The following is a 12,763-nucleotide window of genomic DNA, read 5'->3' as shown; positions in this document are numbered from 1 at the left end:
AAGAGCGTCTTGTGGACGAATATGTTTCTCTGCTCCGTGTAACAGAAGTGGATATGCGTGATAAAGAAATCCGCCTTGAACTAGGCAATTATTTCAAAGAAAATGAATAACATGGAGGGATTTTGTATGGAACAGATTTCTACCAATCAGGCTCCGGCTGCCATCGGCCCTTATTCGCAAGCCATCAAAGTCGGCAACTTTCTCTATACATCCGGTCAAATTCCATTGACGCCTGAAGGGGAGCTTGTGACAGGCGATATTGTGGCACAGACGAATCAAGTATTCGCCAACCTGAAAGCCGTTCTGGCCGCGGCGGGTGCAACGCTGAATAACGTGGTAAAAGTAACGGTATTTGTAAAAGACATCAACGATTTTGCTGTGATTAATGAAATCTATGGAGAACATTTCGGCGAACATCGTCCGGCCCGTTCCCTGGTGGAAGTGGCGCGGCTGCCGAAAGATGTCTCTTTGGAAATCGAATTGGTTGCTGTGCTGTAATATTAATAATATGTCAATAGGGTAAAATGCCAAAATTGAGAAAAAGCAAAAAATTTTTTTCGAAGAGAGGAAGGATTTTTTCCGCCTTTGTTGAATTACAGTTATCAAGCTTCTGATAATTGGAAAAAGGTGGTGAGCAGACATGGAAGTAACGGACGTAAGACTCCGCCGTGTAAACACTGATGGCCGCATGAAAGCGATTTGCTCGATTACGATTGATAACGAATTCGTAGTGCATGACATTCGTGTCATCGACGGCAACAACGGTATGTTTGTTGCAATGCCGAGCAAGCGTACTCCAGAAGGAGAATTCCGCGACATCGCACATCCTATCTCTTCGTCTACTCGCGAGAAGATTCAAGCCGCTGTTCTGGCTGAATACGAACGTGTAGGAGAAACAGAAACAACCGAAGAAGAACTGGTGGAAGAGGGAGCTTAATTCTCAGTTGCATCAATCAAAGGGGCCTTTAGTAGAGGGGGGCCTCTTTTCTTTTGGAAGTTTGAGAGAATGGGGACAAGAAGTAACGAAGAAAAAAGATATAGTTTTCTAGATATACTCTTTTCGTTGATTTGCAAAAAAAGGATGCGGTCTTTTTGCATCTCTTTCGCGACGTATCTTGAAATAGCAAGACAATTAAGATATAGTCATTGTGGAACTTATCGAAGTGGGAGGATACCATGTCAGATAAATTTGCGGTTGTATTGGCTGCAGGCCAGGGAACACGAATGAAATCGAAGTTATACAAAGTACTGCATCCCGTTTGCGGTAAACCGATGGTTCAACATGTCGTCGACAGCCTGAAAGAATTGCAGATGGATGGCATCGTTGTTGTTGTCGGCCATGGAGCGGACAAGGTGAAAGAGCAACTGGGCAGCGGTGTCGAGTATGCAATGCAGGAAGAACAATTGGGAACTGCACACGCGGTCATGCAGGTAGCTCCGATTTTGAAAGGGAAAAAAGGAACGACACTCGTTCTGTCAGGCGATGAGCCACTAATTAGTTCTGAAACGTTGAAAGCGCTGATGGCGCATCATGAGGCCAATCAGGCGGCAGCAACCATTCTGACCCGCATCATGGACAACCCGACCGGATACGGCCGGATTATCCGAGGCGAAGATGGCGGAGTAGAGCGCATTGTCGAACAGAAAGACGCAACCGAAGAAGAACAGCGCGTCCAAGAGATCAACACAGGTACATACTGTTTCGATAATGAAAAGCTGTTCGCTGCATTGGAGAAAGTGGATAATAATAATGCGCAGGGTGAGTATTATCTCCCGGATGTAATTGAGATTTTTAAAAGCCAGGGAGAACGAATCGAGGCATCCATAACAGAAGAAATTACCATTGGTGTTAATGATCGAGTAGCGCTGGCCAAAGCTGAAGCGATGATGAGAGAGCGCATTCTTACCAAACATATGAAAGAAGGCGTTACCATTATCGATCCGTCCAATACGTACATCGAAGCCGATGTGGTCATTGGCCGGGATTCGATTATTTACCCGGGTACGTTGATTGGTGCAGGAACCACGATTGGCGAAGACTGCATTATCGGTCCGCACACTCAACTGAAAAATTGCCGGGTGGGCGACCGAGTGGAGATTAAACAGTCGGTACTGATGGATAGCCGAATCGACAGCGATGCCACCGTGGGACCGTTTGCGTACATTCGCCCGAATTCTCATATCGGAGAAGGTGCGAAAGTGGGCGATTTTGTCGAGATTAAGAATACTTCACTGGGCAAAGGAAGCAAAGTATCGCACCTGACGTATCTTGGCGACGCGGAAGTGGGCGCGGATGTGAATGTCGGCTGCGGTACGGTGACAGTAAACTATGATGGTGTGAATAAGCACAAAACGGTAATTAAAGATCATTCTTTCATAGGCTGCAACGCGAATCTTGTAGCTCCGGTAACCGTAGGGGAAGGCGCTTATGTAGCCGCAGGATCTACGATAACGGACGATGTGCCGGATGGAGCGCTGGCAATCGCCCGCGAGCGTCAGACAAATAAAGAAGATTACGCGAAAAAAATTATAAAGAAATAATAAGTATTCAAAGGTATGGAGGTTTAACATCAGTCATGGCGAATTATCGCGACCCGAAATTGAAAGTCTTTACTTGTAATGCAAACCCGGCTTTAGCGAAAGAAATTGTAGATCACATCGGTCTTCCGATGGGAAATGCACAAGTTGTACATTTCAGCGATGGGGAAGTTCAGATTAAATTAAACGAAAGCGTACGTGGTGCCGATGTGTTCGTTATTCAATCCACCAGCGCACCTGTAAACGAACATCTGATGGAACTGCTGGTTATGGTGGATGCGCTGAAGCGCGCTTCCGCGAAGAGCATTAATGTAGTGATTCCTTATTACGGCTACGCTCGCCAGGACCGTAAAGCACGGGCCCGTGATCCGATTACGGCGAAGCTGGTTGCCAATTTGATTGAAACAGCCGGGGCGCATCGCGTCATTACCATGGACCTCCATGCTACGCAAATTCAAGGATTTTTCGATATTCCGGTGGATCACCTGCTCGGTGTACCGATTCTCGGCAAGCATTTCGCTGAGAAAGAGCTCGAAGATGTTGTCGTCGTTTCTCCGGATCATGGCGGGGTAACGCGTGCAAGAAAGCTGGCTGAACGTTTAGAAGCGCCGATTGCGATCATTGATAAACGTCGTCCGGAGCCAAATGTAGCGGAAGTCATGAACATTGTCGGTAACATTGAAGGGCGTACCGCTATCATTATCGACGACATTATCGATACGGCAGGTACGATTACGCTGGCGGCGAACGCGCTGATGGAAGCGGGCGCTAAAGCGGTGTATGCTTGCTGTACACATCCGGTACTGTCCGGCCCGGCCATCGAGCGTATCGAGAATTCGAGCATCAAAGAACTGATTGTAACAAATACCATTCCGCTCGGACCTGAGAAGCAAAGCAGCAAAATTAAGGCGTTGTCTGTAGCGCCGATTATCGGGGAAGCGATTATTCGCGTACATGAAGAATTGTCTGTAAGTAAGCTGTTTGACTAAATTTCGCTTGGTTTGTGATTGACTCTCCGCTAGATTGGGTAAAGTAAATAATGATTTTCTTACGAACCTTATAGCAGGAGGGGAATTTTATTATGGCAATGGAATTACAAGCGCAAAAACGACAGGTGGGGCCGCGTTCGGCGCTAACGGAGCTGCGAAACAAAGGAAAAATTCCCGCCGTTGTATACGGAACCGATGTAGAAAGTGAACCGATTGCGATTGAAGAAAGTCAATTTCACCAGCTTGTGAATCAGCAAGGTTTGAACCGTGTAGTTAAACTGAACGTAGACGGGAAATCTCTGAATGTCATGATTAAGGATGTGCAGAGCGACCCGATTAGGAATAAGGTGCTGCACCTGGACTTCAGCAAGATCAATATGAATGAAAAAACCGATACCAGCGTGTCCATCGTACTGGAAGGGGAAGCGGAAGGCGTGAAGGATGGTGGTGTGCTTCAGCATACGATGCGTGAGCTGAACATCAGATGTCTGCCGGGCGAAATCCCGGACAATGTTACGTACAACATTGAGAAACTGACGGTTGGTGATACGGTAACGGTTGCCGACTTAACGGTGCCAAATGGCGTCGAAATATTGGATGCACCTGAATCAGTTGTCTTGACTATTGTACCGCCGCAAGCTGAGCCGGTAGAAGAAGAAACGACTGTGGGGGAAGCTGAGGAAACGGATGCAGAAGCGGGCGATGAAGAGAACGGTTCCGGTGATGCAGTGCCGAATAAAGGTCAGGAATAATGTGTTGAACGAGTCTATCGTTCAAAAAGCGTAACCGCACGGTTGCGCTTTTTCAGTGTATACAATAAGGAGAGACAACTATGAAAGTAATTGTGGGGTTGGGTAATCCGGGCAAGCAATATGAAATGACACGGCATAATGTCGGATTTTGGGCCATCGACCGCCTTGCGGATGAATGGAATATTGCGTTGACCCAGGGGAAATTTAAGGGGCTTATCGGTGAAGGAAGGGCTGGCACGGAGAAAGTACTGCTTGTGAAGCCGATGACGTATATGAATCTGTCCGGTGAATGCGTCGGGCCTTTGCTTCATTTCTATAAGCTAGATCCGGAAGAAGATTTGTTGGTAATCTATGACGATCTTGATTTACCGTGCGGGAAAATTCGTCTGCGGATGAAAGGAAGTTCCGGCGGTCATAACGGCATGAAATCTTTAATTGCCCATCTGGGCACGGAAGAATTCAAGCGGATTAAAGTCGGTATTGGGCGCCCTGCGCCGGGTCGAAAAGTAGTCGATCATGTGCTTTCGACGTTCCCGCCTGAGGAATTAGCCGATGTACAGGAAGCTGTCAAGCGTTCAGTAGAAGCCGCCAAAGCGTGGATGGAAATTTCTTTTTTGCGTGTTATGAATCAATTTAACTAGCTTTCGTATGTCACGTCCGCCTTCTGGGAAGAATAAGGTATGAGAATAACATATTACCGGGAGGCATAAATATGGCGATACGATATATCTGTCCGCATTGCGGAACGCTGCATGCGGCGATTGACCATCCCGAAGCGACGGAAGAGAAGCTGGGGTTTCATTTCTTGACCCAGGAAGAGAGGAAACATATAATTAGCTATGAAGCAAACGGGGACATGGTGGCAAACATAACATGTGAATATTGTAGTGAAGCCATTCACCGTTATCCTGAGCTTACGTATCCTTTACAATAAGGTAGCATACAGGCCTTGGCTTTTTGCTAAGGCTTATTTTTGCATTTGTGGACGCAATCGCAAGAGAGGAGGAAGAGTGATTGCAGGGTTTGGTAGAGAGGTTTAAACGCGACGGCGAGTTTGAAGCGATCGTTGACAGTTATAGACGGGGCCTGCGCGAGCAACTGGCATCCGGATTAAGCAATTCCGCCCGGCAGCTATTCTATGCTGCGTTGTATCAGACGATGGAGCGTCCTCTTGTTATTGTGACGCATAACATGTTCCAGGCCCAGAAGGTATATGACGACATGAATCAACTGTTGCCGGCGGATGAAGTTTGGCTGTATCCCGCCAATGAGATGGTCATTTCGGAAATATCCATTTCCAGCCCTGAGACGCTTAGTCAGCGCATCGAGGTATTGAACGCGCTTTCTGAAGGTAAAAAAGGAGTGCTTATTGTGCCTTATGCCGGTGTCCGCCGTTCTGTCGTGCCGGTAGAAGAGTGGAAGAGGGTACAATATCCGATTTCTGTGGGCGGCGAAATTCAATTGGAAGACTTCCTCGAAAAAATGATAGCCCTTGGCTACGAGCGTGTTGAAATGGTAGAAACACGCGGTGAAATTAGTGTACGCGGTGGTATCATTGATATTTTTCCTGTTTACATGACGCATCCCGTACGGATTGAATTGTTCGACACCGAGGTTGATTCTATCCGGACATTCGATATTTCCAATCAGCGGTCTATCGAGAATTTGCAAGGGATTATAATTGGTCCTACAAGGGAAGTATTCGGAAGCAAAGAAGTCTTTGTCCAGGCCGCGGAGAGGCTGGAACAACATATGAACGCGACCCTTCCGAAAGTCAAAATGACACAGGTCAAGGAATTGATTGTTGAGAAAGTCGGTTGGGAGATTGAACAGCTGCGTCAGGGCCATTCGTTTACCGGAATCTATAAATATATTTCTTTCTTATATGATACACGGCAGACGTTAATAGATTATATGGGGCAAACACCGCTTGTTGTTATCGATGAACCGTCCCGTATCGTGGAAGCGGCGGCGCAGTTGGAGAAAGATGAGGCAGAATGGCAAACGGCATTGATGCAGGAAGGGGAGTTTCTTCCGGATATCGCATTGTCCCATCCATTGGAGGATATTATTGCACCGAAAAAATGGCCGGTGCTGCACAGTTCTTTATTCCTGCGCCAGGTACCGAAAACCAATCCGCAGAACATCGTGAACTTTAACTGTAAAACGATGCAGAATTTTCACGGACAGATGAACGTGCTTAAAACAGAGATGGAGCGTTGGAGAAAATCGAACGCAACGGTGGTGTTCTGTGCGGCGGACGAAGAGCGGGCGCGGCGTCTGGAACGGGTTTTCCATGATTACAATATCGAAGCCGATATCATTCTCTCGCCTGATAAGGCGCTGGGGAGCAAGCGTCCGGTTATTACGATTGGCCATCTGCAAAGCGGCTTCGAGATGCCGCTGCAGCATCTTGTCGTTATAACTGAAAGCGAAGTATTTACACAGAAACAGCGGAAAGCGACCAAGACAAGGAAAAACCTCAGCAACGCAGAGCGCATTAAGAGCTACACCGATTTGCAAGTGGGCGATTATGTCGTGCACGTAAACCATGGTATCGGTAAATATCTGGGTATAGAAACGCTCGAGATTAACGGTATCCATAAAGATTATTTGCATGTCAAATACGCGGGAAATGACAAATTATATGTGCCGATCGAGCAGATCGATCAGGTACAGAAATACGTTGGAAGCGAGGAGAAAGAGCCGAAAGTATATAAGCTGGGTGGAACGGACTGGAAGAAGGTCAAGAATAAGGTACGGGCTTCCGTCCAGGATATTGCACAGGATTTGATTCGCCTGTATGCGGAACGCCAGCAGACCAGAGGGTATGCGTTCAGCAAAGACAGTGAAGAAATGCGGGAGTTCGAGGCGATGTTCCCGTACGAAGAGACAGACGATCAACTGCGAGCTATCAGAGAAATCAAGGAAGACATGGAGAAATCCCGACCGATGGATCGCCTATTATGCGGTGATGTTGGTTACGGGAAAACCGAAGTGGCCATTCGAGCCGCATTCAAGGCGGTAATGGATAGCAAACAGGTAGCGGTTCTTGTGCCGACGACGATTCTGGCGCAGCAGCACTACGAGACATTCCGTGAACGGTTTGCGGATTACCCGGTCAATATCTCAGTCATCAGCCGATTCCGGAGTCGAAAAGAGCAAACCCAGACGATCAAAGGAATTAAAGACGGTACAATCGATATTATCATTGGAACGCATCGCTTGCTTTCTAAAGATGTTGTTTTTAAAGATTTGGGGTTGCTTATTGTCGATGAAGAGCAGCGTTTCGGTGTAACGCATAAAGAAAAGCTAAAGCGATTGAAGACAAACGTGGACGTTCTAACATTGACAGCGACGCCGATTCCGCGTACACTGCACATGTCGATGCTTGGCGTGCGCGATCTTTCCGTTATCGAGACACCGCCGGAGAACCGTTTCCCTGTCCAGACCTATGTTATGGAGTACAGTGCCGGACTGGTGCGGGAAGCGATCGAGCGCGAATTAGCGAGAGAAGGTCAGGTATACTTTCTGTACAATCAGGTACAGGGAATTGATCAGATGGCTGATCAGATCCGTATGCTTGTACCGGATGCCCGCGTGGTGGTGGCGCATGGTCAGATGAATGAAACCGAGCTTGAATCCGTCATGCTCAGCTTCCTGGAAGGAGAAGCGGATGTGCTGGTCAGCACGACGATTATCGAGACAGGTGTAGACATTCCGAACGTGAATACTTTAATTGTTACGAATGCCGATCGGATGGGTCTATCCCAGTTGTATCAGCTGCGCGGCCGGGTCGGAAGGTCGAATCGGATTGCGTATGCTTACTTTACGTATCAGCGGGATAAAGTGCTGACTGAAGTCGCAGAGAAGCGCTTGCAGGCGATTAAAGAGTTCACCGAACTCGGCTCCGGATTCAAAATTGCAATGCGCGATCTATCGATCCGCGGCGCAGGAAACCTGCTTGGTGCAGAGCAGCACGGTTTTATTGCATCGGTCGGCTTTGACCTCTACAGCCAGATGCTGAAAGATGCGATCGAAGAGCTGAAGGGCGAGCCGCAGAAGGAAGAAGAAGTGCATCCGGAAATCAATTTGACTATCGATGCGTTTATTCCATCTGATTATATTCAGGATGGAAAACAAAAGATTGAGATGTACAAGAAGTTTGCTGCTGTGTCCTCTTTTGAAGAGATTGAAGATTTAACGGAAGAGTTGTTAGACCGCTTCGGTGAGATTCCGCAGAGCGTAAGCAACTTGTTGCTTGTTTCCCGTCTGCGTGTGTATGCAAGTAAACACAGGATCGTAGAAATTGTGCAGAAACCGGATATGATTCAGTTGGTCTTCCACGAAGACCAGAGCGCTAAAGTCGATTGGGGCGATTTGTATGAAATCAAAGGGCCTCTTCTGCGGCGCATTACACCTTCACGGCAGGGGCAGCAGGTAGTTGTCGGGATTAAGATAAAAGGATTGAAACCTGAGGAGAGCATTGAGCTTGTCGAGAGTTTCCTCACTCAATTCGATGAACTGAAAAAGAACAAAGAAGGCGAGGAAGCAACTGATGTGGCAAATTAAGAAATACGGGCGGTTTGCGCTGCTCTGTGTTCTTATCTTTGTCGTCCTGCTTGCGGGATGCGGAAAGAACGAGCCGATAGTAGCTAAATATGACGACGGCAAGGAAATTACGGAGCCGGAATTCAAGAATTATACGGAAGTTATAAAAGCGATCGAGCCGAGCATGGCCCAGGCGGTTGACTCGGGAGACAAGGAAGCATTGACATCGGTGCTTCATTACATGGTGATGACCAAGCATGTGACCGCGCAGGTAGAAGAAACAGATGAGATGAAGAAAGAAGCGGAGAAAAACTTCAAGCAATTTGAGGATTTTACCAAGCAGCAGCTGGGTCAGGACGAGAAGCTCACCCAGTTTTATGCGGATCGTAAAGTAACGGAAGGCGAGATGAAGGATTTCTTCCTTGATCAAGTGAAAATGATTTCGTATTTCTCCAAAGATGTTAAGGAAGAAGACAAGAAGAAAGAATATGAACAGGCCAAGAAGGAAGGTTATCTGACACAGATCGATGTGCGCCATATCCTGATTGGCACAGAGAAGCGTTCGAAACAGGAAGCGAAAAAGAAAGCCGACGAGTTGGTAAAACAACTGCGGAACGGTGCGGATTTCGCTAAGCTGGCAAAAGAAAATACGGACGATCCAGGCACCAAAGAAACAGGCGGATTGTATCAGCTTCCTTCTTCGGATGGCCTGACTATCGGAGGGATGGTAGAGCCGTTTAAGAAGGCGGCGTTGACGCTTCCTCTAAACAAAATCAGCGACCCGGTTGAAACCGAGTTTGGCTACCACATTATGCGTGTCGAGAAGCGTAAAGAACAATCGTATGATGAAGTAAAAAAAGACATCACGAATATGCTGGCACAGCAGAAGGAACAAGAGTTTTTCACAAGCAAAGTAAAAGGCATTATTAAGGAAGAAAAGATTCCGGCCGACATGATTAAAGAGCAGCCGCAGCAACCTGCACCGGGACAGCCGGGCGGCCAGCAGCCTACACCGGGACAGACTGTGCCTCAACCTGCACCTGGTCAGTCTGGCGGCGGACAGCAGCCAAGCGGCCAATAACAATAAAAAGGAGTTCCCCGCTTTCAAAGTGTGGGACTCTTTTTTATGGTATAGGAAAGTATATGTCGCTTTACAGTGCTAAAGCGACATATACTTTCCCTCCATTGTAATCGAGGAAAAACTCGCGAGGCGTGTGCCGACCGTTGCTTTTTCCGTGTGGAGCGTGTGGCCTGGAGGGAGGGAAAGACCGGCAATTGTCTCCCTCTTCGAGGTACCCGGATGTTTTGCCGGTCCGACCGAAGGGCCACAAAGCGGCCGCTTGTCTTCTGTGTGGAAAAAGGACGAGCAGCAACGCCCGCGAGTTTTTCTTATTTGATTTGTGAATAGCCATATAAAACATGCAAAGATTATACACACAAGAATTTTTACCCGTCAAAAAGTTTGCATTGGTGGAAAGAGGGATGGTGAATATTCTCCATGCAGGAGATAAATACTACAAACAAGCTAATGATAAGTTGCAGTCATTTCATTACTTCAGGAAAGTGAGGCATCAAGATTATGAAAGCAACTGGAATTGTGCGCCGGATCGACGACTTAGGGCGTGTGGTGATTCCGAAGGAAATTCGCCGTACGCTCCGCATTCGCGAAGGTGACCCGCTGGAGATTTTTGTGGACCGTGACGGGGAGGTTATTCTGAAGAAGTACTCCCCGATTGGCGAGCTGGGCGACTTCGCTAAAGAATACGCTGATTCGCTGTACGAAAGCACCAACCACATTACGTTGATTAGCGACCGCGACACCATTATTGCCGTATCTGGAGCTTCTAAAAAAGAGTTTATGGATAAGGCCATTGGTGAAATTGTAGAAAACACGATGGAAGAGCGCCGGACATCGCTTCAGACGAATGCTGGACAGTATGAAATCATCCGCGATAACGAAGACGATTATTCCTCTTATGTAATTGCTCCGATTATCGCAGGAGGAGATCCGATCGGATCTGTCATTCTTCTGACGAAGAGCGACCAGGCTAAGATGGGCGAGCTCGAAGTCAAGCTTGTCGAAACCGCCGCCGGTTTTTTGGCGAAGCAAATGGAGCAATAGAAAGGAATGAAGAAGCTTCCGGTAAGAATGCTTGCCAGGAAGCTTTTTTATTATAGTCAAATTCACTCTTTTCTTGGCATAAGCTAGTTCAAGGGGCAAGCCTTTTGGCTTTCCGCCCTGCGCTCGTTTTGTGATATAATGAGGCAGGAATTTACCGGGAAAAGAGAGGGGAATCTATGTCTAAGAATCAGGGAGCTTCTTTCCTGAAAGGGGCCGCCATACTGGGAGCGGGCGCACTGCTGTCCAAAATGCTGGGAGTTGTATACCGTATCCCGTATCAAAATATTACGGGCGATCTCGGGTATTATGTCTACACCCAGGTGTATCCGCTGTACAGTGCCCTCCTCATTCTGGCAACAGCCGGATTCCCGATTGCGATTTCAAAATTCGTGGCAGAGAAGCTGGCCATTGGCGACGTATACGGTGCACGTAAAATTTTCCGTGTATCCGCGGGCGTGCTGGCGCTCACCGGCTTCTTCTTCTTTATTTTGCTCTGGTTTAGTGCGCCCGCCCTTGCCGGATTTATGAAAGATGAAAGGTTGGTTATGCCGATTCGCAGCGTATCGTTTGCTCTGCTGGTGGTGCCAATAATGGCAGCTATGCGCGGCTACTTCCAGGGACATCATGATATGGTGCCGACCGCTGTATCTCAGATTGGCGAACAGTTTGTTCGGGTAGCGACCATTATCGTCCTCTCGTACTGGTTTATGAAAACGACAGGAGACGTATACCTTGCCGGGTCAGGGGCCGTATTTGGCGCAGTGACCGGAGCTTCCTTTGCCTTTATCGTCATGCTGTTCTTCTGGCGGCGTAACCAAAAAGTGCAGCAGCAGTTATGGGATAGTACAGCAGTGGAACGTACATACAAGCAGGAGACCGTCGGGGAAATCGCTCGGAAACTGTTTTATTACGCTATCCCGATTTGTTTGGGTTCGCTGGTGCTTCCGCTGATGCAAATATCCGATTCTTTTACTGTTGTCAGCATGCTGATTCGAGGAGGAAGCACGGCCGAAGCCGCATATCAGTTAAAGGGGATTTTTGATCGGGGACAACCGCTGGTGCAGTTTGCGGCGTTTTTTGCGACGGCGCTTTCTTTGTCGCTTGTCCCGGCCATTGCCGAGGCAAGAGCGCTTAATCAACATCGTTTGATTGCCGCACGGACGGAATTAGCTCTGCGCCTTACCTTTTTGTTCGGTTTGCCCGCTTCTATCGGTCTTTCGATCGTTGCCGGTCCGGTAAATGTCATGTTGTATGAAAACGGAAATGGAACGACTGCTCTGACTGTGCTTGCATTTACGACCATTTTTTCTACGCTTGGCATTACGTCGGCAGGCATTCTGCAAGGTATGGGGGAAGTTAACCTTCCGGTGCGTAATTTATTGGTTGGTGTCGTTGTAAAGCTTCTATTAAATATACTGCTTATTCCGGTCCTTGGCATTAACGGTGCGGCCCTGTCTACGGTCTGTGCTTATATGGTTTCTACTTTGCTTAATTTGTATGCGGTAGTCCATTTGACCAGGGCACGGTTCGGATTGCGGTCTTTCTTCATAAAGCCATTTGTAGCGGTGACGATGATGGGACTGGCCGCGTACGTAGCCCGGCAGGTCGCCGAGCGTGGACTTTTGGAATGGTTCTCTTCGCCCCGTCTGTATTACACCGGTGTAAGCTTAATAGCGGTTGGAGCCGGTGTCGTTATGTATACGGTTGCCCTTTTCCTATCCGGAACAGTGCGGCGCACCGATTTGGAAAGCACGAAAGCGGGACGGAAGCTCGTTCCTCTGCTTCTGAAGCTCCGGCTTCTGCATGAATAA

11 protein-coding genes are annotated in these 12,763 nt (G+C 47.9%); all 11 read left to right on the top strand.

What is annotated here, in order from left to right; all coding sequences use genetic code 11:
* Positions 1–126 precede the first annotated feature (126 nt).
* The 11 genes from B2899_RS04985 (at position 127) to B2899_RS04935 (ending at position 12,763) form a co-directional block, all read left to right on the top strand.
* The gene (locus tag B2899_RS04985; protein WP_146809842.1) at positions 127–498 is read left to right on the top strand and encodes a RidA family protein; all 372 of its coding nucleotides are present in this window, start codon (positions 127–129) and stop codon (positions 496–498) included.
* Between the two features lie 142 nt (positions 499–640).
* On the top strand, positions 641–937 hold the full coding sequence (spoVG, locus tag B2899_RS04980) for a septation regulator SpoVG (protein WP_146809841.1): 297 nt from the start codon (positions 641–643) through the stop codon (positions 935–937).
* 239 nt (positions 938–1,176) lie between these two features.
* Entirely contained in the window at positions 1,177–2,541 is a 1,365-nt protein-coding gene (glmU, locus tag B2899_RS04975) for a bifunctional UDP-N-acetylglucosamine diphosphorylase/glucosamine-1-phosphate N-acetyltransferase GlmU (protein ID WP_286884378.1), read from the top strand.
* A 35-nt stretch (positions 2,542–2,576) separates the two neighbouring features.
* Complete coding sequence (locus tag B2899_RS04970) at positions 2,577–3,527, top strand: ribose-phosphate diphosphokinase (RefSeq protein ID WP_146809839.1); 951 nt, start codon at positions 2,577–2,579, stop codon at positions 3,525–3,527.
* A 92-nt stretch (positions 3,528–3,619) separates the two neighbouring features.
* Entirely contained in the window at positions 3,620–4,279 is a 660-nt protein-coding gene (locus B2899_RS04965) for a 50S ribosomal protein L25/general stress protein Ctc (RefSeq protein ID WP_146809838.1), read from the top strand.
* 80 nt (positions 4,280–4,359) lie between these two features.
* Positions 4,360–4,920: an aminoacyl-tRNA hydrolase gene (gene pth, locus B2899_RS04960; protein ID WP_146809837.1), complete on the top strand. Its 561-nt coding sequence runs from the start codon at positions 4,360–4,362 to the stop codon at positions 4,918–4,920.
* A gap of 71 nt (positions 4,921–4,991) precedes the next feature.
* Positions 4,992–5,213 (top strand): anti-sigma-F factor Fin, encoded by a 222-nt coding sequence (locus B2899_RS04955; protein ID WP_146809836.1) that lies wholly within the window; start codon positions 4,992–4,994, stop codon positions 5,211–5,213.
* Positions 5,214–5,293: 80 nt separating this feature from the next.
* Positions 5,294–8,851 (top strand): transcription-repair coupling factor, encoded by a 3,558-nt coding sequence (mfd, locus tag B2899_RS04950; protein WP_414631747.1) that lies wholly within the window; start codon positions 5,294–5,296, stop codon positions 8,849–8,851.
* Positions 8,838–9,911, top strand: coding sequence for a peptidylprolyl isomerase (locus B2899_RS04945; RefSeq protein ID WP_286884377.1), 1,074 nt, complete (start codon positions 8,838–8,840; stop codon positions 9,909–9,911). The genes mfd and B2899_RS04945 overlap by 14 nt, the downstream gene beginning before the upstream one ends.
* 498 nt (positions 9,912–10,409) lie before the next feature.
* Positions 10,410–10,952 carry a stage V sporulation protein T gene (gene spoVT / locus B2899_RS04940; RefSeq protein WP_146809833.1) on the top strand — a complete coding sequence of 181 codons (543 nt, stop codon included), beginning with the start codon at positions 10,410–10,412 and terminating at the stop codon, positions 10,950–10,952.
* A 176-nt stretch (positions 10,953–11,128) separates the two neighbouring features.
* Positions 11,129–12,763, top strand: a complete 1,635-nt coding sequence (locus B2899_RS04935) for a putative polysaccharide biosynthesis protein (protein ID WP_286884376.1) — start codon at positions 11,129–11,131, stop codon at positions 12,761–12,763.

This window comes from Aneurinibacillus sp. UBA3580 (genome assembly GCF_002375825.1).
GTDB lineage: Bacteria > Bacillota > Bacilli > Aneurinibacillales > Aneurinibacillaceae > Aneurinibacillus > Aneurinibacillus danicus.
The sequence above is the reverse complement of the archived record's forward strand: the minus strand, read 5'-3'. Positions and strand labels throughout refer to the sequence as shown.

Excerpts from the sequence above, each read along its gene's own strand:
- B2899_RS04985 (WP_146809842.1), top strand. The coding sequence starts at position 127 with ATGGAACAGATTTCTACCAATCAGGCTCCGGCTGCCATCGGCCCTTAT.
- spoVG (WP_146809841.1), top strand. The coding sequence starts at position 641 with ATGGAAGTAACGGACGTAAGACTCCGCCGTGTAAACACTGATGGCCGC.
- glmU (WP_286884378.1), top strand. The coding sequence starts at position 1,177 with ATGTCAGATAAATTTGCGGTTGTATTGGCTGCAGGCCAGGGAACACGA.
- B2899_RS04970 (WP_146809839.1), top strand. The coding sequence starts at position 2,577 with ATGGCGAATTATCGCGACCCGAAATTGAAAGTCTTTACTTGTAATGCA.
- B2899_RS04965 (WP_146809838.1), top strand. The coding sequence starts at position 3,620 with ATGGCAATGGAATTACAAGCGCAAAAACGACAGGTGGGGCCGCGTTCG.
- pth (WP_146809837.1), top strand. The coding sequence starts at position 4,360 with ATGAAAGTAATTGTGGGGTTGGGTAATCCGGGCAAGCAATATGAAATG.
- B2899_RS04955 (WP_146809836.1), top strand. The coding sequence starts at position 4,992 with ATGGCGATACGATATATCTGTCCGCATTGCGGAACGCTGCATGCGGCG.
- B2899_RS04945 (WP_286884377.1), top strand. The coding sequence starts at position 8,838 with ATGTGGCAAATTAAGAAATACGGGCGGTTTGCGCTGCTCTGTGTTCTT.
- spoVT (WP_146809833.1), top strand. The coding sequence starts at position 10,410 with ATGAAAGCAACTGGAATTGTGCGCCGGATCGACGACTTAGGGCGTGTG.
- B2899_RS04935 (WP_286884376.1), top strand. The coding sequence starts at position 11,129 with ATGTCTAAGAATCAGGGAGCTTCTTTCCTGAAAGGGGCCGCCATACTG.